This is a genomic window from Dyella sp. C11, assembly GCF_003121485.1.
In the GTDB taxonomy this organism is placed as follows: domain Bacteria; phylum Pseudomonadota; class Gammaproteobacteria; order Xanthomonadales; family Rhodanobacteraceae; genus Dyella.
The window spans coordinates 118,953-144,579 of sequence record NZ_QAVX01000012.1 but is presented as its reverse complement, the minus strand read 5'-3'; the positions used below and the strand labels follow the sequence as shown (position 1 = coordinate 144,579).

The window sequence follows — 25,627 nt, the reverse complement described above, 5'->3', positions numbered from 1 at the left end:
CAGCGAATGTTTTGTACCCGAACTGGTCGTGGGCGGGGCGCCCCCGCCGCCCCCGCCGCCGCACCACTAATCGTCCACGAAAACGCCGGCTTTCGCCGGCGTTTTTTTGTGCCACATGTTGTTGGGCCCTTCAGCCCGGCGGCCAATGCATCTGGCGCCCGGCCAGCAAATGCAGGTGCAGGTGAAACACCGTCTGGCCGCCGTGTTCGTTGCAATTGATCACGGTGCGATAGCCCTGGTCGGCAAGGCCCTCGCGTCGCGCATAAGCCGCAGCGGCGAGCAGCAGCTTGCCCAGCAGCTCCGCATCGGCGGCGGTCGCACCATCCAGCGTGGCGATGGGCTTCTTCGGCACGAACAGCACGTGCACAGGCGCTTGCGGGTTGAGGTCGCGGAAGGCAAGCACGTCATCGTCCTCGTAGACGATATCGGCGGGAATTTCGCGGCGAATGATCTTGCCGAAGATGGTGTCGCCCATGTCTGACTCCTCGCAATGCACTTAGGACAGGCGCAGCAGCATACCGTGTGCGCCGGGCGCCACGAGCTTGAAACCGAATTTGGCGTAAAGCTCGTGAGCCGTGCCATCGGCAATCAGGCCCACCATCGTTCGCGACGGAGCCCGTGCATGCACCTCGTCCATCAGCGCTTGCATCACACGCCGTCCCATGCCCTTGCCCTGCCAGGCAGGCGTCACGGCCATATCGACGACGAACAGGAACAGGCCGCCATCACCCACTACGCGCCCCATGCCGATCAATTCGCCGTCATGGCGCACGCACACGGAGCACCAGCTGGCAGGAAGGCCAAGGGCCGCGCCCTCTTCCGTCATCATGCTGAGCCCGGCGGCGCCTCGCAGTGCGCGGTACTCCTCGTTGCCGGGAATCTCAAGCGCGAGCGTCGGCTCCATCGATCAGTCCACTGACTGGCGACTGCCGAACGCGTGCGCCAGCGTGCCGCGATCCACGTATTCCAGTTCGCCACCCAGCGGCACGCCATGCGCGAGACGCGTCGGCTTTACGTTGGCCGCCCGCGCCAGCTGCGCAAGGTAATGCGCCGTGGCCTCGCCTTCCACCGTGGGGTTGGTGGCAATGATCACTTCCTCGACCTCGCCCTCGGCGAGACGCTCGGCAAGGCGATCCAGGCCCAGCTCTTCAGGGCCCAGGCCATCCAGCGGCGACAAACGACCGAGCAGCACGAAGTACTGCCCACGATAGCCGGTGGCCTGCTCAATGGCTGCAAGCTCCGTCGGCGATTCAACGACACACAGCACATGGCGGTCACGACTGCTGCTGGAGCACAGCGTGCAGACCGGCGTTTCGCTGAAATTGCGGCAGCGGGAACAGTTGCCGATATCCCGCATGGCCTGCGCCATCACCTGCGCCAGCCGTTGCCCGCGCTCACGATCGCGCTCCAGCAAATGGAAGGCCATTCGCTGCGCACTCTTGCCGCCCACACCAGGCAGGCAGCGAAGCGCTTCGATAAGGTCGGTGAGGAGTTTGCTCATGAATCACATGCCACTGCAGGAGCGCACCCTGTGCGCGACCGCGGAGATGCCTCGTTGCCCGATGACCGGATGGGTGCCGAACTGCCGCGCTGCCCGCTCCGCATGTTGTCGCGCAGAGGGTGCTCCTACAGCAAGGTTCGTCAGAACGGCATCTTGAAGCCGGGCGGCAGGTTCATGCCCGACGTCACGCCACCCATCTTGTTCTTGCTGACTTCAGCCACTTTGTTCACCGCGTCGTTGATCGCCGCGACAACCAGGTCTTCGGCCATTTCCGGATCATCCGCAAACATCTTGCGGTCGATCTGCACGCGACGAACTTCGTGCACGCCGGTCATCAGCACGGTGACCAGGCCACCGCCGGCACTGCCGGTGACTTCAAGCTTGGCGATCTCTTCCTGCGCACGCTTCATTTCTTCCTGCATGCGCTGGGCCTGCTGCATCAGCTGACCGATCTGTCCTCTCATGGGTCTACTCCACTATCGCTTTCAGTGTTCAAACGGTTTGATCGACTGGGGCACCACGCGCGCGCCAAATTCGCGCTTCAGCGACTGCACCAGGGGATCTTCTTCGATGGCCTGCTCGGCGGCCGACTGTGCCGCTTCGCGCGCGTTGGCGGCACGCGCGGCGGGGGTTTGGCCGGCAGCGCCGTGTTCTTCGACGAAGCGCAGCTTCACGCGCTCGCCGAGCGCCTGGCCGATGCGCTCTTCCATCTGGCTGACCATGGGTTCCACGGCCAGATGCATATGCATGGGTTGCAGCGCCAGCACCAGCGTGTTGCCTTCGCGATCACGCAATGCCGCGTTCTGGGCCAGCTGGCCCAGCGGACCGCGCAAGTTGGCCTGTTCGATCAGGCTGTCCCATTGCGGCAGGCCACGCGCATCGACCGACACCGCAGGTCGCGGCGCAGGCACCGTCGCCATGGACGGTGTCACCGGGGCAGAAACAGGTGCCATGTCTGCACGTGCGGCAGGCACTTCAGCCACGCTCGCCATGTGCATGCGTTCATTGGCAACGGGTGCGGCGGCATGCTGCGGTGCAGCCGGTGCCCGGGGCGCCGAAGTGGTGGTCGGGCGTTCGGCGTGCGAGCCGCCGCCGTCCGCGGGGCGGAAGGCGAGCATGCGCAGCATGGCCATTTCGAAACCGGTGCGTGCGTCGGGCGCCAGGGCAAGGTCTCGGCGACCGGTGGTGGCGATCTGGTAGTAAAGCTGCACGTCTTCCGGCGCCAGCTGCTGCGCCAGTTCAACCAGTGCGCTGTCGTCGCTGCCGTTGTCTTCCGGGCGGTAACCCGGCACGAGCTGGGTCAGCTGGATGCGGTGAAGCACGCTGGCCAGATCGTCCAGCACGCCACCGAAATCCGGCGAGAACGACGCAATGCGCGTGCATTCGGCCATGAGTGATTCGCCACTGCCTTCGACCAGCGCCTGCAGCAGGCCCAACACCTGGCCTCGCGCCACGCTGCCCAGCATGGCGCGCACGTCGTCCCCCCGCCGCGAGCCGCCACCGTAAGCAATGGCCTGATCGAGCAACGAAAGACCGTCACGCAACGAACCGTCGGCGCCACGCGCCAGTTCGACGATGGCTGCGTCTTCGTAAGGAATGTTTTCCGCACCAAGAATGTGGCGCATCTGCCCGGAGATCTGATCCGGCAACAAACGCTTCAGATTGAACTTCAGGCAGCGCGACAGCACCGTTACCGGCAGCTTCTGCGGATCGGTGGTGGCGAGCAGGAATTTCACATGCGGCGGCGGCTCTTCCAGCGTCTTTAGCAACGCGTTGAACGCCGGCTTGGAGAGCATGTGCACCTCGTCGACCAGGTACACCTTGAAGCGACCGCGCGCCGGTGCGTACTGCGCGTTTTCGATCACCTCGCGCACGTCGTCCACGCCGGTATTGCTGGCGGCGTCGATTTCAAGGAGGTCGACGAAACGGCCCTGGTCCACCGCCGTGCAGACAGCGCACTCGCCGCAGGGATCGGCCGATTCGCCGCGCTCGCAGTTCAGCGACTTGGCGAAGATGCGGGCGATGGTGGTCTTGCCCACACCGCGCGTACCGGTGAAGAGGTAGGCGTGATGCATGCGGCCGGTGTCGAGCGCATTGGTGAGCGCGCGGACCACGTGCTCCTGCCCCACCAGTTCTGCGAACTTGCGGGGACGCCACTTGCGTGCGAGGACCTGATAGGACATTCGTTAGAGCCTGCTTATGGCATTCCAGTAACCCGCGCCGGAATCTGTTTGCGCGCAGGCCAAGGAAGAACGAGTGAGTGTATGTCGATACATGATCGAGTGATGACGCCGGCCTGTGGGCAAACAGATCCGGCCCGAAGGGTTGTTTCGCTTAGCCCACCATGCGGCAGCGCGCAGCTTGACCAGGGCACCACCCTGGCCAGCGCTGCACCCTACCACCTGGCAGGCTAAACGAAACAACGCGGGCTGCTGGAATGCCATAAGCAGGCTCTAACCTTGGGGCAAGAACCGATTGTGCCAAGTCGTCCGCGGCAAGTCAGTAACGGCTGCGACGATGCGTGGTAGAAGCCCGAAAAGGCGGCGGCCCTGCCAGCCACACCCCGGCACCCGAATCATTCGCTACCGTTGCTCCCTTCCGGGCCTGGCGGAGTTTACGAACTATCGTCGCGGGGGGACCGACAGGGCCACCATAGAGACGTGCTTTGTTGCGTCAGCCTTGAGGCCGTCGCCCGGTTTCACTCACTGGCGGAGAGGGCGGGATTCGAACCCGCGATACGGGGATAAGCCGTATACACACTTTCCAGGCGTGCTCCTTCAACCACTCGGACACCTCTCCGCAATGGTGAAACCGCTCGCCGGGCCTACTGGCCCTGGCAAAGAGGCGAAAGGATAGCGGGACGGGGGCCTTCACACAAGATAGCTCCCGCATCCGCGTCACGCCTGGGGCACGTCCCTCAGGAAAACCGGGAAATCCGTGGCGGGCGGCCTGGCTGGCACCTGATAGAACATGTCCGCCACGAAACCGCGGTGATACGTCGCGTGATTGACCACGTGGAGGATGATTTCCTCGCGCGTCATCCGCCCTTCCCCGCCACCAATGAACTGGAAAACCACCAGCTCATTCGCCTGTTCCGATGTGAGCGACGCCGCGTAGTCCCGATACCAGGCATTCATGACCTGCTGGCGCGCCCACAAGTCGTCGAACGACAACGGCTCGTCCGTGTTGCGACTGGTGTAGCCGTGTGCCCGGCCCTGGAGATGGGCCTGGAAAATATCGTCCACCACCCAGGTGTGGGTCAGCGTACGCAGCATATTGCCGAAGATGGTGGCGCGCGGCGCAGTTGCTTCGCCGGCAGGCAGCACGCGCACGGCTTCATAGGTCAGTTGATCGGCCCAGGTCCGATAGCGCAGCAGCTTGCCGAGATGTTGGATGGACATGATTTACCCATACCGACGGTGCGTGGAATCAGCCCGCGTCGGGGCGCAGTGGCGACGGCGCAGGCAAGCCCAGTCGCTCGCCCGTACGCGCAATGGTGAAGCCCCGGGACTCCAGTTCACGTCCGTCCGCTTCGCTGCCGTAGTGATAAAGGCGCAGACGCGAACGCCAGCTCTCGGGATATTCGCGCTCGATATCGTCCACGCCGGTGTGCGAGGGATTGCCCACCAAACCGCAATCGTGCGCAATAAGTTCGTCACCCGGCGCAACGCGGGCAAGCACTTCGGGAATCGGGCGGGTATCGCCCGTATACGCGAAGCTTCCTGGCAACGCCACGCCGTACGACGTGCCCGCCATGTGATGCCGCGTGCCGAATACATCGAACCACAGGCCATCCAGCCAGAAGCCCCGCGTACAGGGCACCAACCGAAACGCCTCCCAGAAATTGACGCCGCCTTCGGCCAGCGCATTCGGATAGTCGGCCACGCGCGTCTGCAACCACGGTACAAGCCCGGCATGCACGAAGACCTGCGTGCGTCCACGCCATTGCTCGTCGAACCACAGGCGAAAGAACAGGCGTTCCATGCCACCGATGTGGTCCATGTGCGTATGCGTGATGTAGAGCGCCCGCGGGGGTTCACCGTACGCCGCCACGTAACGATCCAGCGTATCCGGACCGCAATCAATCAGCAGCAGCGGCTTGCCATCGCGCTCCAGCACCACGGCCGAGGAACCCAGCTCCACCGCATGCGCGGCGCCGACACCCAGGAAATGCAGGGACCAGTTCATGCTCTCAGTGTGCGCTCATAGCGATAGACAAGGGGTTTCCACAACGTTTCCTCGAACGCGGCCTCGCCCTTCGCGGCCGCGCCCAGCTTCACCAGCGAGCGACGCAGGCGCTGCAGGTTGGCCTGCTGCCAGCTTTCCGCCGGCTCGCGCAGGCGGCCACGGTCGAAGTCGATCAGGTACAGCTCGTCGCTGGCGACCAGCACGTTATGGGCGTTCAGGTCGGCATGCCAGATGCCCGCGCGATGAAAGCGCGCCACGAGCGCACCCACCAGCTCGGCCATTTCGCCATCCAGCCGGCCCGTTGCCAGGCACTCGGCCAGCGTGTCGGCATTCGCGATGCGTCGCGTGATCAAGTCGGCGGTATAAAAAAGGCCCTGCCGTTGATATCGGCAAGCCACGGGCAAGGCACTCGGCAACCCCAGCTCGGCAATACGCCCCAGCAGCCGGAATTCCATGAAGCTTCGCGTATGGTCGGCGCCGGGCCAGAGGTAACGATCGCCCATCAGCTTCGCGACCATGCCGCCGCGTCGATAGTGGCGCAGCACGCAGTCGCCAGCGGGCGACTCGATGATGGCCACGCCGCCACGCCCGCCCGCCTGCTGACGCAAAGCCCCCTGTTCGCGCCAGACTTCGGGCTCGAACCAGTCATTCTCGACTTGTGGCCACACCGCGGCGTCGAACAGAATCGCACCAGCGGCGTCTTCGCGAATTCGTTCCTGCATCGCCATCAGTTGGTCAGACGCCCGCCCCGAGCCCTTATTCATCCGATTCTAGCCTAATGCCCGCTCCCGACTCGATCTGCATCCTGCGCACCTCCGCCATCGGCGACGTCACCCACGTTGTTCCGCTGGTGCGCACCCTGCAGGCCGCATGGCCGCAGACGGAACTCACCTGGATCGTGGGCAAGCTGGAGCGCCGCCTGGTGGGCGACCTGCCCGGTGTCCGCTTCGTGACGTTCGACAAGGGCGCAGGCTTCGCCGGCATGCGCGCCATCGGCTATGAACTCAAGGGACATCGCTTCGGCGCGCTCTTGCAGATGCAGGTGGCCCTTCGCTCGAATCTGCTCAGCCTTTTCATCAAGGCCGATCGACGCATCGGCTACGACAAGGCACGCGCCAAGGATGGTCACGGACTGGTGATCGGCGAGCGCATTCCTGCGCGCACCGGCGAGCACGTGCTGGACGCCATGGGCAGCTTCTGCGAACCGCTGGGCCTGAAGCAGACGCAGGTGCGCTGGGATATCCCGATTCCGGAAGAAGCGCATGCATGGGCTGCCGAACAACTACCGGGCGATCAACCCACGTTGCTGGTCAGCCCCACCTCCAGCCATTCACTGCGCAACTGGCAACCCGAACGCTACGCCGCCGTGATGGATCATGCTGCCGCACGCGGCTGGCGCGTGGCACTGGTCGGCGGCCCTTCCGACTTCGAACGCAGCATGGCCGACGCCGTACTCGCCGCCTGCAAACGCACGCCGCTCGACCTTACCGGCAAGGACACGCTGAAGAAGATGATGGCCATGCTGGTACGCGCACCGATGTTGCTGACCCCCGACTCCGGCCCCATGCACATGGCCAACTCGGTGGGCTGCAAGGTGCTGGGCTTGCATGCCGCCAGCAACCCAAACCGATCCGGCCCTTATTCCGACCGCCGCTGGTGTGTCGACAAATACAACGAGGCATCGCTCAAGTATCTCGGCAAGCCGGCGAACGAGATTGCCTGGGGAACCAAGATCGAAAGACCGGGCGTGATGGACCTGATCACCGTGGATGAGGTGATCGACAGGTTCGAAGCCTGCGCGGCGCATTTGGGGCTCACTTGAAGCAAAACGAAAAACCCGGCCTGGATGTTCCCCGTCAAACTCATTACACGGCAATTTTGCCCGGATTCAATCAACCATCCAGCTGACGTCGCCTTCGACCAGAGTGCCGCCATCGACGCCGACGATGCCCGACCGCTTAAGCATGACTTGCAGAATTTGTGGCACTGTTTGTTGTTGAAACATGCGCAAATCGCTACGCAATCCCAAGCGCGCAAGCGATGGCTCCACGGTGGCGCGATAACGCGTACGGCGAAAACCGGTTTCCCCTTGTTCGAAGGCGCTGATGACGCCATGGACGATGCGAACCGCTTCGTCACGGCGCCATAACGTGAATACCGCTGCCTGATCCAATAAACCGCCAAAATCCACAGAGGAATTTGCACTGGCAAGGTCCAGGGTGAGCACGGACGGTTCAGAGAGTGCTTCTTCCAGTCGGAATTCGACGACTTCGAAGGATTGGCCGCTAGCCGGTTCGAAGGTGAAGCGAAGATCGGATTGAAGCGGCGTGGAGCCTCCTTGCAAGCCTTTACACGGTATTCAACGGTGCGAGAGTACAGCGACACCACGACCTGCAACATGGCAGGTCGTGGTCATCGTTTAGTCTCAGCCTTCCATCGGCTTGCGCCAGTCGTCCGAGGACTCGGTGCCAGCGATGGAATGTGTCCACGTGATCTTGCGGTAGGCCATGGCGACCTTAATCAGCTGGGTATAGTCAGACTTCGACGCATCCTGCGCATGCGGCAACACGGTGGTGATGTCGACGATGGTGGCGTCTTCCAGCCTGGTGGTAAAGAAGTGCTCCTGCTTGCCATCCACTGAGGTGCGGAACCACTGCACATCAACATTCGGCAGCATTTCACCAGAGGCCAGCGATTGATACATCAACGGGACAGCCTTGTTCAACGCGCACGTAAACACGAGAGGCTTGTGCACGCGCTGGCCCGAGGGCTGTCCGCTTTGCGGGTCGGTCGGTGTGGTCACACGGTGCTCGATTTCCTGCACCAGAATCTGATCTTCGTGGCCTTCCACATAGACGTTACCGACAGAGTCGGCGGTGAAAGCACCCTTGGTGATATTCCCCTGGGTTTTTCCGTTGATGCTGATATAGGCGGGTGTTGGCATGACAGAAGTCCTTTGTCGAAATAGAACGGCCACAGGGCCGAGATGCCATCCTTGGCGGATGGATATGACATCTCAGCAATCGCCATGCCAACATCGTCTAAGCACTTAAAATGACGGTGTATCAAGCAAACGGCCCGAGCTTCGAGTGCGTCATCGCCGTAAACTACGCGCTGACGATTGAATTTCGTTGCGTTTCACCGAGTATCGGGCAACTCGTTGCCCGATACTCACCAAGCGACTGATTTCACTGAATGTGAAACGGGCAACTATTTGCCCGACCGGGCAAACGTTTGCTCATTTGCGGAATTCAAAGCAAAACTAACGCTTGAGCATCGTATCCAGCGAGCGAAGCACGTCATCCGTCGTGTGATGCAAACTCATGACAAACAGCACATACACCACGGCAAGCGTGCCAAGCACAGCTAACCACGGCGTCCACCACGGCCACTGTCGCCCCACGTTGTAACGCCGACTGGCGAGCTGATCGTGCCCATCCGTCAGATGCTCGGGAGCTAGGCCACGCATATCGCGAAGCGCACCGTGCAATTTCTTTATGATCCCTTGCAGGGCCTCGACCTGATTGTGCTGCACGCCGTATTTGCCTTTGAAACCAAGACAAAGGCACAGATATTTGAGCTCCAATACATCCCGGTATTTCTTGGGGTCCATCAGCATGCGGGAAAGCACCGTAAAAAACTTTTCACCGCCCCAGGTTTCCTGGTGGCAGGCACTTAGAAGCGAGCGCTCCGCCCATGAAGAATGCGAACCCCAATGCGTTTGCATCACCGCTTCGTCAATGAAGGCACACAGGGCATAGCGATAGGCAAGCTGCGTTGCGCCGTCATAGCCATGCTTGCGGACTTCTTCATCAATTGCGGCGATCTGGTCGCGCACCGCACCGTACAGGCTTTCGACATGGCTGTACTTTTCCATGCGTCGCAAACGGATCACCACACCGAACAGTGGCAACGCGGCATCTACCAGTGGGTTGTAACCGTGCCCACGAAGGGGAAAACCAAGGTCCGTATCGTTGTCGATAAAGGCGATGGTGTCGTAGCCAATATCACGCTTCCCGGAGATGACTGTAGCGGGTGTGGCGCGTAAAAAGCTTCTTGATGAGACGATATTCGAGTCGCTCATATCATTCGCTCCGAATGGCCCAGAACTGCAACTCGAGCTCGGGGAAATCACCGGCGATGTGGAATCCGAAGCCGGCTGTATCACGCATCATGTGCCAGCTTGGATGCGTGCGATCCAGCTGGAAATAGGTAAAGCCCGCGTGGAATGGCAGATGCCGCGGCGCCACCGGAAGGGGGCTCAGCGGAATGCCTGGCAATTGCAGGTTAACCAGTTCGCCCAGCTTCTCCATGGATGCCACCTTCGCTTGCTGCACAAATTGCTGCCGCAGCTTATCCAAAGGCATACGCGCACGTACCGCCAGAATGAACTCTGCACTGATCATCAGGCTGCGGTCTTGCACTGCCGCAGTCAGAACACCGTACTGCTGCCGGATGATCGGCAACGACACCGCACGCGGCTGGAGCACTGTGCTGAGTGATCGGCGCAGCGTTTCCTCCAGCATGCGAAACGAAACGCGGAGATTGTCATGTTGATAGGCCGGGTATTCATCCGGTAACCGACCTTCATCCGTAAACGTCACCATCTCGCCGCATGCCTGACTGAAGGCGACATAGAGCTGTTCCGGATGCACGTGCCGCAGCCGCGACAAGTGAAGAAAATAGGGATGCAAGCGATTAAGCACCTGCAACAGGTTGAAGTCCGTGACATCGGCCACACCCGATTGGCCTGGCGAACCGATCCGCTCTGCGATATTTTTGGCGCGCTCACGCATCAAGGCCGCTGTTTCGCTCAAGAAGCGGTGGAGCGGCGGCACGGCATTCAACGATAGACTGGTCGGATAGAACGACTCATCCAGAATCAGGCTACCATCCGGACGACGATCCAGAATACGGCACAAGGCAATGCCAGTGAACGCGCTGCGATCATCACGTTCCAGCGTCAACTGAAGATTGAGGGACGCGACGTCCATGGAAACATAGTCGCCCTCCTGACTATGAGTATCCCTGATCTCTTCGACACACACCGCATATCGTGTTTGAGCGTAGGAATCGGGCCACTGCACCTCGAGCACACCGTCGGACTTCATCGGCAACGTGAGGTAGACCACTTGGTTGGCGGTGGATGCATCCGTGATGGCCAACGGCACCGGCGGCGCCTGATCGTTGGGAAGATCGAACACGCTTCCGTCCGGCATGACGCCGCGCGCGCGGACAATGGCAATCTTGCCGAAGCTCAGGTATTCCTGATTGATCTCCAGCTCACTGAATCCATAAAGATGCTCGCTGACGGCGCCTATGCGCTGATTGGCGTGATGTTCAAGTGCACGCTGCTGTTGCTGAAAATGCTGGGGCTTGACGAACAACCCTTCGCTCCAGATGACGGGATTCCTCGATGTCATGATTTCTTCCTTGGAGGCTGGTGATAGCTCTCGTCAACGATGACAACCTTGTTGCCCTGAAACAGCAGTAGCAGCGAATATTTGTATCCATCCGGATCAATACGCAGCACTTGCTTCCAGGTAGAGCTGACCTGGTCATGGAAATTTGCGAGCACGGCGATGTAGCGTGCGTTCTTGTCAATCTTCTTGAAATCGACGTATTTGAACTGACTTGGCTGCAGTACGTAGTCATCGTCGTCGACGTACGTACTACCCAATGCTTTCTTTAGATCGTTTTGCAGCACGTCACGATCGGCATTGAGAAACACCGAGTCGTCCTTCAATTGAAGGACTTTGAAGAAAATCGGCGTGCCGTCGATGTGGACAGCTCCATCATCTGCAGCGGACGGCGGGACGGTTGGGCCGTCCGCATACTGTCCCAATGCTGGCGCATTACCCACCTGGGCTTTCAATTCTGATCGCTGACTGCCTCCACGCAGTGGGACAGGCAGGTCATCCACCACCGTTGCATGGCGTTGCTCATGCAGCGATTCGATGGATAGCTTTATCTCGCGCGGACTTGTCGCCAACGGCGATGCCGGTACGGGCTTGGTAGCAAGGACAGCTGTCGCATCGGAAGCAACCGTGCTGAATCTGGATGGCACGCCAATGACATAAGGCGCCAAAGTGGCAGCCATCGCGACCCGGCTGACGGGTTTACCCTCCCCGAAACCATCCTGGCGTAGCTGCGAATCGGCGGTATTGACCACCGCGGCCGCGCCACGGTTTGGAGATATCAATAACGTTTGTGGTTCGGCCGCCCCCATGTCTGGCGATCGCAGATAGTCCAACAGCGCCATCATCTTCTCGGCGAGTTCGGCTTCGCTGCCTCCGCTCAAGTTGACCAGGTAAGGACCTTCTTTCACGCTGGCATCCACCTTGACCGTCGTTACATCCGGCGTCTGCATGGTGGATGCGGATGTATCCGCTGGTAACGCGTCGGCATTGGGGTTGACGTTCGGTGTTGCGTAAAGGCTTAGCGCCACTTGAGTTGGCGCTTCGCGATCCTTTCGCAGGAGCCCGGACATGCTGCAGCCGGCCACGCTCATGCTGGCCAGCAACAAGGCCGTACGTGGGAATCTCATTGCGCCTCCGCGCGGAACGCGCGGTCGTACGCTTGCTCGAACACCTCCCAAAACAGCTTTTCAAAGCCTAGCTGGCGCGCTGATGCCAGCTCGTTGTAATAGTGGGTATACATCTGCCAAGCCCAATCGTCAGAACTGGCGGATTGAGCCGGATCGGGCTGGTAGCGCTGAAAGCGTTGCAAGAGCGTGCCGGGCGAAAAGGAACGAAGCAGCGCTTCGAGACCGACAGAAATCGCCTGAACAATGGCTGCCTGGTGGAGCGCGACCTGCGCAAGACTCTCTTGCACGGCCGCACTGGGCGACAGGTGAACAATGCTGCGGTTGCTGCCAAACAGCGCACGTACGGAGTCTTCGTAGTTCAAGCCCAATCGCAAAGGGTTATCCTCGATGGGCTGTAGAGTGCGACCCATGAGCGACAAACGACTCTCATCGCCGGACATCGCGCGATGAAGCGTCGCCAATCCAGTCAGTGTGGCTTGCAGCGTCTGTCCCGCTTCCAGCAGCAGACGGTGAGCGGACTGGGCATCCGTGGTATCCATGGGTACTCCCAGTCCCTCCATGAGAAGGGCCACCAGTTGGCGCGAATCACCCCCTATCGGTGAATGCGCGTCAAGCCATTGCTGGGCGTGTGTCGACTCAGCGCGGGAGTTGGTCATACTTGATCCTCCGGATAAAATTTTGGGTGCGCCGACCAACGCTTCAAAGCGTGTGGCGCCAAGATCTGCCTGTGGGCTGGCCGCGGCTAGGCCGTAGTGCGTTGCATCCAGAGCAGCGGCACTGGTCGGCTCAGTCACGCGTTCGGCTAACTCCAGGGCGTGGAGCGGATCGAGATCAGCGCGGGGGTTTTCAGGCGCGGCCAGCGCGTGAAACGCTGCGTCACTCTCAAGCGTGCCTGGCGATGAAGCATCGGCGGCCCACAGCTCGGTGTCATCGCACTGCAATTGGCTCCATGGCTGCCCGTCCTCATCGTGCAGTGCAGACGTTGCTCGGTCGCTCATGGCATCGATGACATCACCCAAATGAACAGCGATGTCATAGGGGCCGACCTGGATGGAGTCGCCATCGCTTAACCGGGCACCGACGCCTTGCCCCAAGGGCGCGTGGGCTCCATTGAGGTGCGTCCGACCAGATCGATCGACGATGCAGAAATGACCGTCTTCCTGACAGATTTCGCAGTGAACGGGCTCTACGCGATCGTGACGATCGACAAGTATCCAGTTGGCACCTCGACAGCCCAAGGTGCCACCGATGCGATCGAAGCTATGCCTTGGCGAACTGCCATACTGCAAGGCGTCAGGATTGCTCACCACGAGCGTCACGTGGCGTGGAACAACAGCTGCATTCATAGGCGCACCTTGATTCGAACACGGGAGGATTGGCGCGCTCCCTTCTGATCGACGAAACTGGTCCAGCCAAGATGGCTGCCCCCCTCTTTTCCCAGATTGAATGGCGGCACTTCTTCCTGCCGCAGACCCAATTCAAGATCGTAGGCGGAAGGATCACGCAGCAAAAAATCGATCAATTTGCGTAAACCCTTGAAGTTGTCGCCACTGGGCAAAAACTCCCTGAAGCGCGATTGGCTTAGAGCGGGAATAACGATGGTGAATTTGCTGTGCCGGGTACGAACGCGCCCACCGATGACGAAGCTGTCTCCCAGCGTCCCATTGCGCCGGCCCAGCGCCAGCCGCTGACCCGCGGGCACTTCCATATTGCGTTGCTCGAACTCCTGAATACGCACCGTGTCCAGATCAAAACAATGCGCAATGATGCCGGCCACCACGGATGGCGAACGACTGCGGCTCGCGATGAGCCCGGCGTAGCTGAGCAGTCGCCCCCACGGAATGGGCGTTGCCCCGCGGAGTTCCTCGTCATTGAGGCCAATCAAGGCAAATACGTAGCGCGAGAAACCGTCCTTGGCATCGGACTGAAAGCGAACGTAGTACCGGTACTTTCGCCACGCCTGATGAAGGAGAGAAAGCAAGCGATGGTGAAAGAAATCGAGGAAGGCCGGACGAATGCCCGCGCCCTGCCCGTACTCATACGCCAAGCGATCAAGATAGTGGCTGGGCAAGGGCGAGTCTGGACCGTGAAGTCCAAAGAAGCTGGCCTGTACGCGGTAGTCGCTATTCGCCAGCGACGGCATGCGCTCAGCCAGCACGACATCCGATGCCGGAAAGCCCAAGCCGGCATAGCTGCTTAGACGCACACGCTGACGCCCGGGCTCGATCGCATCGATCGCCTCCAAGTCGTCCCCGTGCAAGCCATGCAACAGCTCCAGTAAGCGAAAGAAATCATGATTCTTCGCTTCGGCAAGCAGGATGTCGGCTAGATCTGTGGTTGTTTGCCGATCTGCCATGGCCATTGGTAGCGCTCGTTGTTGCTGGTATTGATGACATCCAGCTGGTGAAAAGCATTAATGCTCGCGTACAACGCGAAGAAATGACTTAGCACCGTGCCGAAAAGATACAGATCGCCCTCGCAAAGAAACGCTGACTGGTCGAGCGTCAACTGGGTGCTGAGACCGCGTATGGGCAGCCCCTTCATCAATGCATCGGCGGGTCGCGTCACAGCATTTTTCACACCAGCCAGGCGCTTGCGCGTTGCCCGGGCATGCTGGATGTCGTGCAGCGCAGCAAAGTCATATGCGCGAACGACGGCCTTCAAAGGCGCCGCCGACAACAAAGACAAATAGTTGAGCGACAAGCTCGAGATCAGTGTCCACAGCAGCTCACCATCCAGCACGGGCCGATACGATGGTGTCGGCCGCGTGATGTTGCTGAAAGTGGCGTACATCGGTGTCGTTTGAGTCAGAAGACAGATATCTCCCACGCCTAGCGCCAACGGAAGATCCCGATTGGTGCAAGTCATCGATAAAGATACGGTCTCGCCCTGCCCGATGTATGCGGTTTCATCGCCGCGTACGAACGCTATGCGGTGAATGACCCCATCATCGTTTATCGATTGCTGAAGACGCGTCCTGTAATACAACGCCGTCCTTCCCCGGGCGTGTTCAATCTCATGTTGCAACGACTCGAACGCGTAAAACGTACGCAAAAGATGGCCTTTTTGACCGTCCGGCTCGCGTCGATAGCTGTCGGCGGCATCGACACTGAAAATTTCGTAGGCATCGGTTCGCAGGCCTGACGGTTGAAGGCGCTGGTCCACGGCTCGGCCATTGAGGTGAATCGGCTCGGCATCATGCTCAAATAAGTTGACCGCTGGCGCACAGTACAGCGAGATATCCGCCATCCGTAGCCGAATGTCCGTCGGCATCGGCCGCCAAAAATGAAATTCAAATCGAACGTGCTTAGCTGGCTTCGCGGGCCATGCGGAGCGCAGCCGATCTAATCTGAAAAAATGAAATCGCTGCGGAAAAACAAAGTACTCCTGCAGGATCCGATAACCATCGAAGACGTTCTTCGGGTAAGGTAACAACGACTCGTCGGGGTTAAACCCGGGAAATCGAATCAGATCAGCAGGAAGCTTGTGTAGATCGCCATCTACTTCCAGGCGAATTTCGCTTAAATACTTGGCCAGCCAGAGATAGAGTGTCCTGGCCGAAACATCGTCGCCACTTAGATGGAAATCGAGCTGGTCGCAGTCAAAAGTGTTGAGTGCGTTATCGGATGTAGGTGAAAGATCGATCCTCACCACTGATTTTTCGCGTGTGTGTGCGTCACTAACGTCATGAAGATGAAAGGGATATAACGCAACATCCGTGCAAGTGCGAAACTCACACTGCACACCGTCAACCGGCCGGGAAAGCATCCGTGTGCCCCGGGGAATCACCTGCCGTCGCGTGATGGCGCGGTCTACCGGATCGAACTTCACTATCGTCGCACTGGGAAGCGGGCGCAGGTAATTGGGCCACAACAACTGCAGCAGAGAGTGCGTCAGCTCAGGAAAATCGTCTTCGATCTTCAGGCGCAGCTTGGCCGAAAGAAACGCGAAGCCTTCCAGTAGGCGTTCCACGTCAGGATCGGCGGCCTCGTCGCCCAGAAACCGCGCCAGTTGCGGATTGTCCTTGGCGAACTCGCGACCGAGCCGGCGAAGATAGTCCATCTCCTCGCGAAACTTGTGTCGTAACGACATGGCTCGTTCTTTCCTTGACGCTAGTCAACGCGTGCAGTCTGATCTTGATGACGGATGAGAAGATCGATTTCGACCTGCTCTTCGGCGTTGTTTACGGGAATCACGCAGTCCAACCGGAAGTGGAGGTCCAGCGGCTGGTCCACATCGGGACAGAGACGCACACCCAGCACTTGCACACGCGGTTCATAGGCGGCGACAAGCCGTTGTATATCTAGACGAACGCGCAGGCTTAGATCCGCACTCCCGATGGCAGCATCGTTGAAGTCGCTGAGACCCAAATCAGGGCTGCTCAAGGAGCAGCCTTGTCGAGCATTAAGCAGCCACTGCAGATGACTCTTGACGGCGAGAATCCGCTCAGCGGCCATCTGCTGCCGGGTTCGCACCCGCTGGGGGGGCGCATCTGGCTCCAACCGCTCAAACAGACTCCCCCGCCCTAGAGACCGCGGCATCGAGATACCCCTATTCGCGGTCCAGTCGACCCACCAGCGATAGCTCGAAGTTGGCGCCCATGTACTTGAAGTGCGGGCGCACAGCCATCGAAACCTGATACCAGCCCGGGTTGCCGGAAACGTCCTGCACTTCGATACGTGCAGCTCGAAGCGGACGACGGCTTCGCACATCCGACGACGGGTTCTCTTGGTCAGCGATGTACTGCTTCAGCCAACCATTGAGCTCCCGCTCCAGGTCCTGTCGCTCCTTCCAGCTACCAATCTGCTCGCGCTGCAGCACTTTGATGTAGTGCGCGAGGCGATTGATGATGAACATGTAGGGAAGCTGCGTGCCCAATTTGTAGTTGGTCTGCGCCTGCTGGCCCTCCGCAGTCTTGGGGAATGCCTTGGGCTTTTGCACGGAGTTGGCGGAGAAGAACGCGGCGTTGTCACTGTCCTTGCGCATGGTCAGCGGGATAAAGCCCTCTTCGGAGAGCTCGAATTCCTTGCGATCAGACACCAGTACTTCCGTCGGAATCTTGGCCTGCAGCTGGCCCAAGGACTCGTAGAGGTGGACCGGAAGATCATCCACTGCGCCACCGGACTGGGGACCGATGATGTTCGGGCACCAGCGATATTTGGCAAAACTCTCCGTGATGCGGCTAGCCATCAAGAACGCCGTGTTACCCCAAAGGTAATTGTCGTGATTACCATCGATCGTTTCACGATAGACAAAGGTGCGGGCCGGATTCTCCAGCGGATCGTACGGCTGTCGCAGCAGGAAGCGGGGCATGGTCAAACCGAGATAGCGCGCGTCTTCCGACTCGCGCAGGCTTCGCCATTTGGCAAAGCGTGGACCGTCGAAGATGTCCTTCACTTCCTTCAGATTCGGCAGGTCCTGGAAGCTTCTGATGTTGAAGAACTCTGCACCCGCCGCTGAGATAAACGGCGCATGCGCCATGGCGCCCACCGAAGCCACATAGCTCAGCAGCTTAATGTCAGGTGAAGATGGGCCGAACGTGGAGTTGCCAATGATGCTCGCGGTGGGCTGTCCACCGAACTGCCCATAACCTGCCGTATAGACATGCTTGTAGAGACCACTACGAGTGATGTCCGCCGCGCCCTCGAAGTCCTCCAGCAGCTCATCTTTTGTAACGTGGAGAATTTCGATCTTGATGTTCTCGCGAAAATCGGTGCGATCCACCAGCAACCGAAGGCCACGCCACGCTGACTCCAGCTCCTGCAGTGCGTCGTGATGCAGGATGGCGTCCATCTGCAGGCTAATTTTATGATCAAGCTCGGCGATCATGTGATCAACTAACTGCTTATTGACCGGTTGCTCGTGTTCGTCGGTCTTCAGCATTTCCGCAATGAAGGCAGCCACCCCCCGTTCGGCGACGGCGTAGCCTTCATGGCTGGGTTCAATGCGGGTCTGGGCCATGATCTGGTCCAGCAAACCTGACGTCGACGAAACGGGAGCGGCCGAGGCCGCTGTGGTGCTCTTCTGTGCCATGAGTCTTCCTTAACGACGCAATGTCATGCGGTACAAGCGAACCGGAATTAATGCTGTAGCTGCCTAGGACTGAATGGGCTGGTCCAGGACCAACTGAAGTTCCCTGGCCAGCTTGGCCCGTGCGGTTTCATCAGAGAGCAAAGTCTGTAGCTGTTTTCTGAATGCCGGTACATTGCCCAGCGGGCCTTTGAGTGCGACCAGGGCTTCACGCAGTTCCAGCAACTTACTCAGCTCCGGGACCTGCTTGGCGATCGCGTCAGGGCTGAAGTCCTTCATCGACTTGAACTGAAGGTTGACGTTGAGCGTGTCGTCGTTAGCGCTGTCGTTGAGGGCGGAAGGAACCTCCATCGTGAGGTTGAGCTTGGCCTCGGCCATCACTGCATCAAACGTGTCTTTGGTGACCTGCACGGCCTGGCGATCTTCAAGTGCTTCCGATTCGCCGTGCCCTTTGAAGTCGCCGGTAACAACCAGCTTCAGCGGGAGTTCCATCTCCGCTTGCTGATCTCCCGTGGTCGGAACGTACTTGATGTTGATGCGTTCCTGCGGTGCGACGGATCCTGGTTTCTTCGCCATGACAACTCCCTGTGAATACTGCGAGAACGAGTTAAGCGCATAAGGTTCAGCCACTTTCGCATGGCGACATGCTGAATCACCCGAGATGCAAAAGAAGCCACGCAAATCGAAGGCATGCACTACCGATACGACATGATTTCGGTGTTCGTAAATTGCCTAGCCATAGGTGTGATGGTGGAACGCAGGGCACGCACGCTATCCAAGATCTATTGGTCATGGCAATCGGACGAATCCCAAATCTTCGGCGACGATCGACTGGCTAAGTAATTTTTCATGTTGAGTAGAAATCGCTCATCCTGCTCGGTCATTTCCTACATAAACGTATCGATAAACGTGCTTTTCTAATGCGTTGTTCTTGCCCCCATCGAGTCTGCTCGCCACGGGTGTAGTCGATGCGATAACCCCAAAAGTCAGCCAATCTGGCGACGCGGGCGAGACATCATCGGACGAGTCCTAATGCATGATCAGAATTGATCTACCGACGCTTATCGATCGGCTCAACCCTGTCTGCCGACACGGCCTTGAAGAGGCCGCCAGCCTCTGCATAAGTCAACGCGGCGCCGAGGTCTCCGTGCCGCACGTATTGTTCAAGCTACTGGACAACCCGCTAAGCGATATCCGTCTTCTTCTTCGCCGGGCCGCTCTGGATGTCGACGCTGCGCGACAGGCACTGTCCTGTGCATTCATAGAGCAACATGGCGGTAACGATCAGTACCCGTCGTTCTCGCCTTTGCTGGTGGAGTTGCTTCAGGAGGCCTGGATGCTCGGCTCGCTGGAACTTGAGCAACCTCTGATACGCAGCGGCAGCGTGCTACTCGCCGCTTTGCTCAACCCTGCGCGTTACCTTCCGCTGGCAGCCATACGTTTGCTGGATGGCATCAATCGCGAGTCGCTGCGCAAACAGTTCGCGAGCTTGCTTGCCCAGTCGAGCGAAAGCCCGGACACCTCGACAACGATGCCAGAAGGTCCCATGGGAAGCGGTGACTCTGCGCTTACCAAATATGGCCACAACTACACCCAACAAGCGCGTGATGGCGGCATCGATCCGGTCCTATGCCGCGACAGCGAAATCGACCTGATGATCGACATCCTGTCCCGACGTCGTAAAAACAATCCGATCGTGGTGGGCGATGCGGGCGTGGGCAAAAGTGCGGTGGTCGAAGGGCTGGCTCTACGCATCGCGCAGGAGCGCGTGCCCGAGCCGCTGAGCCAAGTTGCACTCTGGGGGCTGGACCTCGGCGCTTTGCAGGCTGGTGCTGCCATCAAGGGCGAATTCGAGAAGCGGCTTAAAGCAGTCATCGACGAGGTCAGGGCATCGCCGCACCCGGTCATCCTGTTCATCGACGAGGCGCATACCCTCATTGGCGCAGGCAACGCCGCGGGCGGCACGGACGCGGCCAATCTTCTCAAGCCCGCGCTGGCCCGCGGTGAACTTCGCACGATCGCCGCTACGACCTGGTCCGAATACAAGAAATATTTCGAGAAAGATCCGGCTTTATCGCGCCGCTTTCAGCTCGTCAAGCTGGACGAGCCCAGCCAGGAGCAGGCGGTGCATATTCTCCGCGGCTTGCGCGCCGTGTATGAGAAAGCACACAACGTCGTTATCAGCGACGATGCACTGCGCGCGGCGGCAGGTCTTTCTGCGCGCTATCTCGCTGGGCGCCAGTTGCCGGACAAGGCCATCGATGTACTCGACACTGCCTGCGCCCGCGTGGCAACAGCCCAAGCCGAGCCACCCCGCAGGCTCTCTGCGCTTGAACACGCACAGCAGGAGATCAACGCGGAAATAGAGATTCTTCGCCGAGATGCTCGCTTTGGGCGATCCGTAGAATCCTCACTTGTCGCGAAGTTGGAAGCGAAGCACGGTCACATCGCTGCCCAGATCGAGTCGCTTCACGAGACTTGGGAAAGGCAGCGGCAACTCGTCGATGAGATTATCGCGCTACGTCGATCGAAGGACGACAAAAGCGACAGTCGTCACGATCGTAACGATGGGGCTGACGAGTCTCTATTGCGCGACAAGGTCGTCCAGCTGGCCGACTTGCAGCGCGACGGAGCGCTGCTCCACGCGGATGTGGGTCGAGAGCAGATCGCACAGGTCATTGCTGATTGGACCGGCATCCCCGCCAACACCATGACCAGCGATCGCATGGAGCGATTGCGTTCGTTGCCCGCTCTGCTGAGTGAGCGGGTCAAGGGGCAGCAAACTGCGATCGAGCGCGTGCACAAGCATTTGCTGACTGCCATGGCCGATTTGAGGCGGCCGGGCACGCCGCTTGGAGCGTTCCTTCTCGTCGGCCCCAGCGGTGTGGGAAAAACAGAAACGGCGTTGGCGATGACCGACGCTCTGTTTGGCGGCAAGCAATTCATCACCACCATCAATATGGCCGAATATCAGGAAAAGCACACCGTCTCGCGGTTGCTTGGCTCACCACCGGGCTACGTCGGTTATGGCGAGGGCGGCCTCCTGACGGAGGCAATTCGTCAGCGTCCCTATTCGGTGGTGTTGTTGGATGAAGTGGAGAAAGCTCATCCGGAAGTGCTCAATATCTTCTATCAGGCGTTTGACAAAGGTGAGCTCACCGACGGCGAAGGTCGCCTGATCGATTGCAAGAACATCCTGTTCTTTCTCACTTCCAATCTCGGCTTCGATCAACAGGATGGTTCGTTGTGCGATCTGGATGAAGAAACGCTGCGCTCACGCATCATGCGCTTCTTCAAGCCTGCGTTGCTTGCGCGCATGCAGATCGTGCCTTATCGCTACCTGGGCGATGGCGTCCTGAGCGAGATCATCGATGCACGTCTTCAACGTTTAATCGATCAGTTCGCTGCGCGTTATGGCGCCGTGCTTGAGGTGGACACCAGCGCCACGAATGAGTTGCGGGCACGCTGTACCCGGCACGAAAACGGTGCTCGCATGCTGGACGCCAGCATCGATGGAGAGTTGTTGCCGCCACTTTCGCTCGCCGTCCTGCAGCGCGTGGCTTCTCGGCAAACCTTCACTCAAGCCCGGCTGAGCTGGGACGACACGGCCTTCGCGGCCATCCTGGATTGAGGACATGGACGCGCTTGCGGTAGCCCTGCTCACTCGATCGATGGCCATGGCGACGCACTTCGGGACATTGTCCGAGGTTTTTCTGGCTCAGACCGTACGCCTGCATGGGCTGCTCGGCGCTTGTTGCTATCTGCGCAATCGTGTGGGCGATCAGCTGTGCGCCTTGGCCGTCGCAAATGGATCGGTGGCAGGCATGCCTTCGCTGGACATGAGCGCGCAGGACAATCCCCTGGTCTACAGCCTTATCACCGGGCAGCGCTGCCATGTCGATGACATGACCTGCCTGGTGGGCATCGGTGAGGGTTTCGAGGCGCTCCGCGAGCACTGGCCCAGCGCGCGGGCACTATGGGTAGTGCCCTTGAATAACAGCCAACAGCAAAGGATCGGCGTCATGGCCTTTCTCGGCTCGCCGCAGGCCTTACGCGTGCTGCAAAACGACGCACTCTGGCAAGCATTATTCGACGCGCATGAAAGCTTGTTCGCGCGGCTCGCGGAGATGGTCAACGCCGAGGAAAGCTTTCGCTACGAGCAAACCGTTCGTCTCAAGCTGGAGGCCGATCGCGGCGACAGTCGTGCCCGCCGCCTGCTCGCTTCCGAATTCGTCGGCGAGAGCACTCTCACACAGCAGATCCGCAGCGATTTGCTTCGTCTGGCCGATTCCAGCCTGTCCATCCTCATTACCGGTGAGACCGGTTCGGGCAAAGACCACGCAGCCTGGTTGATACATCAGGCATCCGCGCGCGGCGGCCCGTTCGTACCGGTCAACTGCGCAGCTATCCCCAACGAGCTGATCGAAGCCGAGTTGTTCGGCAGTGTGCGGGGCGCCTATACCGGCGCTACGCAAGCGCGACAGGGACTGGTTGCGGAGGCGCACGGCGGCACGCTGTTTCTCGATGAGATCGGCGACATGCCGCTGGCCTTGCAGAGTGTGCTGCTTCGCGTACTCAACGAGAAAAAGTACCGGCCGGTCGGCGCCACCAAGGAGCGCGAGTCTGATTTCCGCTTGATCTGCGCCACCCATCAGCCATTGCCGCGCCGCATTCGCGAAGGCCAGTTCCGCGAGGATCTTTACTACCGCATCCGCCAGCAGGCGCTGCACCTGCCGTCCTTGCGCGAGCGCCCTGACGATATTCAGGCTATCGCCACGCATGTATTGCTGAAGCACAACCGAGAGCGTCAATCGCACGTGGCGGGCTTCAGCGCTGCGGCAAAAGCGTGGCTGCATGACCAGCCTTTCCCGGGCAACGTGCGCGAGCTTCGCAGCCTGGTAATGGCGGCCGCCGAACAAACCGCGCCAGGTCAGCTGATAGATCTCAATACCTTGCAAACCTGGATGCTGCCGGTGGATGCGCTGACTCCGCACGGCGCGCCAGCCATCGGTGAACAGGCGTCGCTGCACCCGCTGTTGGCTATGCCGCGCCTGGCCGAAGCCGTGGATGCCTTCGAACGCCTGATGATTGGCAGTCGCCTGCGCCAGCTCAACGGTTCGCGTAGCCGGGCAGCGCAGAGCCTCGGCATGCCCAAACGCACCCTGGCCCACAAATGCCAGAAATGGAATCTGGATCGGGAGACGGATGCCCCATGAAATTACGCATATCCAGCCTGCTGCTGCTCAGCGCTGCCGCCTGCAGCCATGGCAACGATGATCCTGCTCGCATCGCGGCCACCCAAACGCCTGACTGCACCAAAATCACCTCGTCGGTACAGCGGCTTGCCTGCTTCGATAGCGTCGCCGGTACACCGGTGACGCTGCCAGCGATGACGGCCAGTTCAACCCTGCATGCCTCGGCCGAGCAAGCAACGGTGGCGACCGTGCCGCTCATCGTGCAGCTGGTTCAACGCAACGAGAACCAGCGCAAGCCGGAAGATCATCGTTTCCTGTTGTCGCGTTCTCGCGACGACGGCAACGGTGCCATGCAAATCGTGATCTCTGCGCCGGCAATCAACGGCACGGCGTTGGGACCGGTCATGGCCATCAGCTGTCTGTCGGGCATCACCCGGCTTCAGCTTCTTGCCGGCCACCCCATCGCCAACAATCGACTGCGCATGCAACTGCTGTTGGACGGCAAGGCGGTAGCGGATGCCGCCGCATGGCAGGTGCTGGAGGTGGGCAGCATCGCCGACGCCGGTCGTGGGCTGGTGGCCATCGACACGCTCAAGCAGCTGGGCGCCGGTGCGCAGCTGCAAACCAAAAGCGATTTCCCCACGCTGGATGGGCTCGTCTTCGACGCCTCCGATCTGCATGAGCTTATCAAGCAGCAGCGCGAGGCATGTCACTGGTGATGGATTTCCCCGCCCTGGATGTCGACACCCTGCTGGCGCCCATCGATGCGCAGCAGCCAGCCGGCTATTTCAACGAAGAAGACGAAACCTATCAGGCCATCGATCAGGAGATGGTCAAGCTGGGTGGCCTGAACGAAGCGCGCATGGATTGGTTGTACATCGATGACGCGGCGCGCCACTACCTGCAACACCAGTGCAAGCACTTCCGCATCGCGGGACACCTGATGACGGCCCGCCTGCGTGCGCACAACTGGCGCTCGTGGACGGAGGCAGCAAGCATGCTGGCCGGCATGGTGGAGCAGTATTGGGACACCGGTTATCCCAAGCCCGGTCCCACCGGCCATCTCGCCAAGCGGAAGATGGTGACGCTATGGCTCGAACGCCTCGCGCAAGCGTTGCCTGCGCTTGACCCGCACGACTTCAGCCCAGCAGCCTTGACCAGCGCGCAAAACCCGCTGGAGCGCTTGCAGCTGCGTGCGGAGGCAGCGCAGCTGGATGTCGGCTCCCTGACCCAATTGTTGACCAAACTCCAGCAGCAGGCCGACGCCGCGCGTTTCCCTGAAGCCGTATCCGTTATGCCTGCGCCGTCGCAGGGCCAGGCTGGCGGCACGGCCATCAGCGAGGCGTTCTTCAGCTCCACGGATCCGCTCAAGCTCGGCGAAGAGCGCAACAACCGCCGCTCCTTGCTGGCGGTGGCTGAGTTCGCCAACCAGCAAGATGTCTACGATCCCACCGGCTATCAGCTGCGGCGCTTCGCCCTGTGGGCACACTTGAACGCCGCACCCGCCGCGCGACGCGAGCAGCGTACTGAGCTGATGGGCGTGCCGGCCGATATCGCCCAGGGCTATCAAGATGCACTGCGCAACAACGCAGTGAATCCCCTGCTGCTGCAGCGGGTTGAAAAAAGCGTGGTGTCTTCACCGTACTGGATACGCGGCAGCTATCTGGCCGCCAGCATTGCCGCGCGCCTGGAAATGAAGGAAGTGGCCGATGCCATCCGCCTTTCCACCGAGCGCTTCGTACGACGCATACCCACGCTGACCGACTTGTGCTTCAACGATGGGCGCCCGTTCATCGATCACGAAACCCTGGGCTGGCTCAGCGGCGCCGACGACACGGCGCATAGCAGCCCCGTGCAGGAGTACGGCGACTTGCGCGACGAACTGGTCGTCCAGCTGGACAACGAGGGCGTGGAGGTAGTGCTGCGCCGCCTGCAAGAGCTGCAGACCAGTCATACCGCGCCGCGCCAGCGTTGCTACGCCACCGCCATCGCTGCCGATCTGCTCGCTTCGCGCGGGCTCGCGTGGTTGGCCGACGATCTTTACGCCAGCGTGCTGCGCACCATGCAGACCACGCCAGCGGAGCAGTGGGAGCCTGCGCTGTACGAGCATCTGCTGCGCCAGCAGCCGGCGCAGGCATTGCTTGAATCGACGCCCAAGGGGTAAGG

Annotated in this window: 24 protein-coding genes, 1 tRNA gene and 1 other RNA gene; 5 read left to right on the top strand and 21 right to left on the bottom strand. The window is 60.1% G+C overall.

From position 1 onward, the window contains the following. Nucleotides 1-130: 130 nt before the first annotated feature. The 10 genes from DK366_RS13020 to DK366_RS12975 all read right to left on the bottom strand — a co-directional run bounded on the left by DK366_RS13020 (nucleotide 131) and on the right by DK366_RS12975 (nucleotide 6,417). The gene (locus tag DK366_RS13020) at nucleotides 131-475 is read right to left on the bottom strand and encodes a histidine triad nucleotide-binding protein (RefSeq protein ID WP_109125985.1); all 345 of its coding nucleotides are present in this window, start codon (nucleotides 473-475) and stop codon (nucleotides 131-133) included. 21 nt (nucleotides 476-496) lie between these two features. After that, nucleotides 497-904, bottom strand: coding sequence for a GNAT family N-acetyltransferase (locus DK366_RS13015; RefSeq protein WP_109125984.1), 408 nt, complete (start codon nucleotides 902-904; stop codon nucleotides 497-499). A gap of 3 nt (nucleotides 905-907) precedes the next feature. Beyond that, on the bottom strand, nucleotides 908-1,501 hold the full coding sequence (recR, locus tag DK366_RS13010; protein WP_109125983.1) for a recombination mediator RecR: 594 nt from the start codon (nucleotides 1,499-1,501) through the stop codon (nucleotides 908-910). Nucleotides 1,502-1,641: 140 nt separating this feature from the next. Beyond that, nucleotides 1,642-1,965 carry a YbaB/EbfC family nucleoid-associated protein gene (locus DK366_RS13005; protein ID WP_109125982.1) on the bottom strand — a complete coding sequence of 108 codons (324 nt, stop codon included), beginning with the start codon at nucleotides 1,963-1,965 and terminating at the stop codon, nucleotides 1,642-1,644. A 21-nt stretch (nucleotides 1,966-1,986) separates the two neighbouring features. Further along, nucleotides 1,987-3,684, bottom strand: a complete 1,698-nt coding sequence (dnaX, locus tag DK366_RS13000) for a DNA polymerase III subunit gamma/tau (RefSeq protein WP_109125981.1) — start codon at nucleotides 3,682-3,684, stop codon at nucleotides 1,987-1,989. Nucleotides 3,685-4,048: 364 nt separating this feature from the next. Then, an RNA gene (ffs, locus tag DK366_RS12995) (signal recognition particle sRNA small type) lies at nucleotides 4,049-4,145 on the bottom strand. Between the two features lie 62 nt (nucleotides 4,146-4,207). After that, nucleotides 4,208-4,300: transfer RNA gene (locus DK366_RS12990), tRNA-Ser, on the bottom strand. Nucleotides 4,301-4,398: 98 nt separating this feature from the next. Then, the gene (locus tag DK366_RS12985; protein ID WP_109125980.1) at nucleotides 4,399-4,902 is read right to left on the bottom strand and encodes a DinB family protein; all 504 of its coding nucleotides are present in this window, start codon (nucleotides 4,900-4,902) and stop codon (nucleotides 4,399-4,401) included. A 28-nt stretch (nucleotides 4,903-4,930) separates the two neighbouring features. Beyond that, complete coding sequence (locus DK366_RS12980; protein WP_109125979.1) at nucleotides 4,931-5,689, bottom strand: MBL fold metallo-hydrolase; 759 nt, start codon at nucleotides 5,687-5,689, stop codon at nucleotides 4,931-4,933. Beyond that, complete coding sequence (locus DK366_RS12975) at nucleotides 5,686-6,417, bottom strand: 3-deoxy-D-manno-octulosonic acid kinase (protein WP_109125978.1); 732 nt, start codon at nucleotides 6,415-6,417, stop codon at nucleotides 5,686-5,688. Before DK366_RS12975 ends, DK366_RS12980 begins: the two co-directional genes overlap by 4 nt. Nucleotides 6,418-6,467: 50 nt before the next feature. Between DK366_RS12975 and DK366_RS12970 the strand changes: the two genes are divergently transcribed. Next, the gene (locus DK366_RS12970; RefSeq protein WP_109125977.1) at nucleotides 6,468-7,511 is read left to right on the top strand and encodes a glycosyltransferase family 9 protein; all 1,044 of its coding nucleotides are present in this window, start codon (nucleotides 6,468-6,470) and stop codon (nucleotides 7,509-7,511) included. Between the two features lie 66 nt (nucleotides 7,512-7,577). Here DK366_RS12970 and DK366_RS12965 read toward each other — a convergent pair whose 3' ends face one another. From DK366_RS12965 to tssB, 11 genes are all read right to left on the bottom strand, one after another. Further along, nucleotides 7,578-8,033 carry a contractile injection system protein, VgrG/Pvc8 family gene (locus DK366_RS12965; protein ID WP_109125976.1) on the bottom strand — a complete coding sequence of 152 codons (456 nt, stop codon included), beginning with the start codon at nucleotides 8,031-8,033 and terminating at the stop codon, nucleotides 7,578-7,580. 81 nt (nucleotides 8,034-8,114) lie between these two features. Then, on the bottom strand, nucleotides 8,115-8,633 hold the full coding sequence (locus DK366_RS12960) for an Hcp family type VI secretion system effector (RefSeq protein ID WP_109125975.1): 519 nt from the start codon (nucleotides 8,631-8,633) through the stop codon (nucleotides 8,115-8,117). Between the two features lie 318 nt (nucleotides 8,634-8,951). Next, the gene (gene icmH, locus DK366_RS12955; protein WP_109125974.1) at nucleotides 8,952-9,773 is read right to left on the bottom strand and encodes a type IVB secretion system protein IcmH/DotU; all 822 of its coding nucleotides are present in this window, start codon (nucleotides 9,771-9,773) and stop codon (nucleotides 8,952-8,954) included. Nucleotide 9,774: 1 nt separating this feature from the next. Further along, nucleotides 9,775-11,112: a type VI secretion system baseplate subunit TssK gene (gene tssK, locus DK366_RS12950; protein ID WP_109125973.1), complete on the bottom strand. Its 1,338-nt coding sequence runs from the start codon at nucleotides 11,110-11,112 to the stop codon at nucleotides 9,775-9,777. Continuing rightward, nucleotides 11,109-12,236, bottom strand: a complete 1,128-nt coding sequence (gene tssJ, locus DK366_RS12945; RefSeq protein WP_109125972.1) for a type VI secretion system lipoprotein TssJ — start codon at nucleotides 12,234-12,236, stop codon at nucleotides 11,109-11,111. The genes tssK and tssJ overlap by 4 nt, the downstream gene beginning before the upstream one ends. Beyond that, the gene (gene tagH, locus DK366_RS12940; protein WP_109125971.1) at nucleotides 12,233-13,582 is read right to left on the bottom strand and encodes a type VI secretion system-associated FHA domain protein TagH; all 1,350 of its coding nucleotides are present in this window, start codon (nucleotides 13,580-13,582) and stop codon (nucleotides 12,233-12,235) included. The genes tssJ and tagH overlap by 4 nt, the downstream gene beginning before the upstream one ends. Continuing rightward, a complete protein-coding gene (gene tssG / locus DK366_RS12935; protein ID WP_109125970.1) occupies nucleotides 13,579-14,598 on the bottom strand; it encodes a type VI secretion system baseplate subunit TssG in 1,020 nt (339 codons plus the stop codon). Before tssG ends, tagH begins: the two co-directional genes overlap by 4 nt. Continuing rightward, a complete protein-coding gene (tssF, locus tag DK366_RS12930; protein ID WP_109125969.1) occupies nucleotides 14,562-16,328 on the bottom strand; it encodes a type VI secretion system baseplate subunit TssF in 1,767 nt (588 codons plus the stop codon). Before tssF ends, tssG begins: the two co-directional genes overlap by 37 nt. A 20-nt stretch (nucleotides 16,329-16,348) precedes the next feature. Continuing rightward, the gene (gene tssE / locus DK366_RS12925; RefSeq protein WP_109125968.1) at nucleotides 16,349-16,777 is read right to left on the bottom strand and encodes a type VI secretion system baseplate subunit TssE; all 429 of its coding nucleotides are present in this window, start codon (nucleotides 16,775-16,777) and stop codon (nucleotides 16,349-16,351) included. Nucleotides 16,778-16,787: 10 nt separating this feature from the next. Continuing rightward, nucleotides 16,788-18,269, bottom strand: coding sequence for a type VI secretion system contractile sheath large subunit (tssC, locus tag DK366_RS12920; protein WP_109125967.1), 1,482 nt, complete (start codon nucleotides 18,267-18,269; stop codon nucleotides 16,788-16,790). A gap of 63 nt (nucleotides 18,270-18,332) precedes the next feature. Further along, nucleotides 18,333-18,842 (bottom strand): type VI secretion system contractile sheath small subunit, encoded by a 510-nt coding sequence (gene tssB / locus DK366_RS12915; RefSeq protein WP_109125966.1) that lies wholly within the window; start codon nucleotides 18,840-18,842, stop codon nucleotides 18,333-18,335. A 460-nt stretch (nucleotides 18,843-19,302) separates the two neighbouring features. Between tssB and tssH the strand changes: the two genes are divergently transcribed. The 4 genes from tssH to tssA are packed head-to-tail and all read left to right on the top strand — an operon-like array spanning nucleotide 19,303 to nucleotide 25,625. Further along, nucleotides 19,303-21,897 (top strand): type VI secretion system ATPase TssH, encoded by a 2,595-nt coding sequence (tssH, locus tag DK366_RS12910; protein WP_109125965.1) that lies wholly within the window; start codon nucleotides 19,303-19,305, stop codon nucleotides 21,895-21,897. Between the two features lie 4 nt (nucleotides 21,898-21,901). Continuing rightward, entirely contained in the window at nucleotides 21,902-23,482 is a 1,581-nt protein-coding gene (locus DK366_RS12905; protein WP_109125964.1) for a sigma-54 dependent transcriptional regulator, read from the top strand. Continuing rightward, the gene (gene vasI / locus DK366_RS12900) at nucleotides 23,479-24,180 is read left to right on the top strand and encodes a type VI secretion system-associated protein VasI (RefSeq protein WP_109125963.1); all 702 of its coding nucleotides are present in this window, start codon (nucleotides 23,479-23,481) and stop codon (nucleotides 24,178-24,180) included. The genes DK366_RS12905 and vasI overlap by 4 nt, the downstream gene beginning before the upstream one ends. Next, nucleotides 24,168-25,625: a type VI secretion system protein TssA gene (gene tssA / locus DK366_RS12895; protein ID WP_109125962.1), complete on the top strand. Its 1,458-nt coding sequence runs from the start codon at nucleotides 24,168-24,170 to the stop codon at nucleotides 25,623-25,625. The genes vasI and tssA overlap by 13 nt, the downstream gene beginning before the upstream one ends. Nucleotides 25,626-25,627: the final 2 nt, after the last annotated feature.

Coding starts and splice junctions, on each gene's coding strand:
- icmH (WP_109125974.1), bottom strand. CDS start 9,773: ATGAGCGACTCGAATATCGTCTCATCAAGAAGCTTTTTACGCGCCACA.
- tssF (WP_109125969.1), bottom strand. CDS start 16,328: ATGTCGTTACGACACAAGTTTCGCGAGGAGATGGACTATCTTCGCCGG.
- dnaX (WP_109125981.1), bottom strand. CDS start 3,684: ATGTCCTATCAGGTCCTCGCACGCAAGTGGCGTCCCCGCAAGTTCGCA.
- tssE (WP_109125968.1), bottom strand. CDS start 16,777: ATGCCGCGGTCTCTAGGGCGGGGGAGTCTGTTTGAGCGGTTGGAGCCA.
- DK366_RS12905 (WP_109125964.1), top strand. CDS start 21,902: ATGGACGCGCTTGCGGTAGCCCTGCTCACTCGATCGATGGCCATGGCG.
- DK366_RS12975 (WP_109125978.1), bottom strand. CDS start 6,417: ATGGCGATGCAGGAACGAATTCGCGAAGACGCCGCTGGTGCGATTCTG.
- tssC (WP_109125967.1), bottom strand. CDS start 18,269: ATGGCACAGAAGAGCACCACAGCGGCCTCGGCCGCTCCCGTTTCGTCG.
- tssH (WP_109125965.1), top strand. CDS start 19,303: ATGATCAGAATTGATCTACCGACGCTTATCGATCGGCTCAACCCTGTC.
- DK366_RS12970 (WP_109125977.1), top strand. CDS start 6,468: ATGCCCGCTCCCGACTCGATCTGCATCCTGCGCACCTCCGCCATCGGC.
- DK366_RS12960 (WP_109125975.1), bottom strand. CDS start 8,633: ATGCCAACACCCGCCTATATCAGCATCAACGGAAAAACCCAGGGGAAT.
- tssB (WP_109125966.1), bottom strand. CDS start 18,842: ATGGCGAAGAAACCAGGATCCGTCGCACCGCAGGAACGCATCAACATC.
- DK366_RS13005 (WP_109125982.1), bottom strand. CDS start 1,965: ATGAGAGGACAGATCGGTCAGCTGATGCAGCAGGCCCAGCGCATGCAG.
- vasI (WP_109125963.1), top strand. CDS start 23,479: ATGAAATTACGCATATCCAGCCTGCTGCTGCTCAGCGCTGCCGCCTGC.
- DK366_RS13015 (WP_109125984.1), bottom strand. CDS start 904: ATGGAGCCGACGCTCGCGCTTGAGATTCCCGGCAACGAGGAGTACCGC.
- tagH (WP_109125971.1), bottom strand. CDS start 13,582: ATGAATGCAGCTGTTGTTCCACGCCACGTGACGCTCGTGGTGAGCAAT.
- DK366_RS12985 (WP_109125980.1), bottom strand. CDS start 4,902: ATGTCCATCCAACATCTCGGCAAGCTGCTGCGCTATCGGACCTGGGCC.
- recR (WP_109125983.1), bottom strand. CDS start 1,501: ATGAGCAAACTCCTCACCGACCTTATCGAAGCGCTTCGCTGCCTGCCT.
- tssJ (WP_109125972.1), bottom strand. CDS start 12,236: ATGAGATTCCCACGTACGGCCTTGTTGCTGGCCAGCATGAGCGTGGCC.
- DK366_RS12980 (WP_109125979.1), bottom strand. CDS start 5,689: ATGAACTGGTCCCTGCATTTCCTGGGTGTCGGCGCCGCGCATGCGGTG.
- tssK (WP_109125973.1), bottom strand. CDS start 11,112: ATGACATCGAGGAATCCCGTCATCTGGAGCGAAGGGTTGTTCGTCAAG.
- tssA (WP_109125962.1), top strand. CDS start 24,168: ATGTCACTGGTGATGGATTTCCCCGCCCTGGATGTCGACACCCTGCTG.
- tssG (WP_109125970.1), bottom strand. CDS start 14,598: ATGGCCATGGCAGATCGGCAAACAACCACAGATCTAGCCGACATCCTG.
- DK366_RS13020 (WP_109125985.1), bottom strand. CDS start 475: ATGGGCGACACCATCTTCGGCAAGATCATTCGCCGCGAAATTCCCGCC.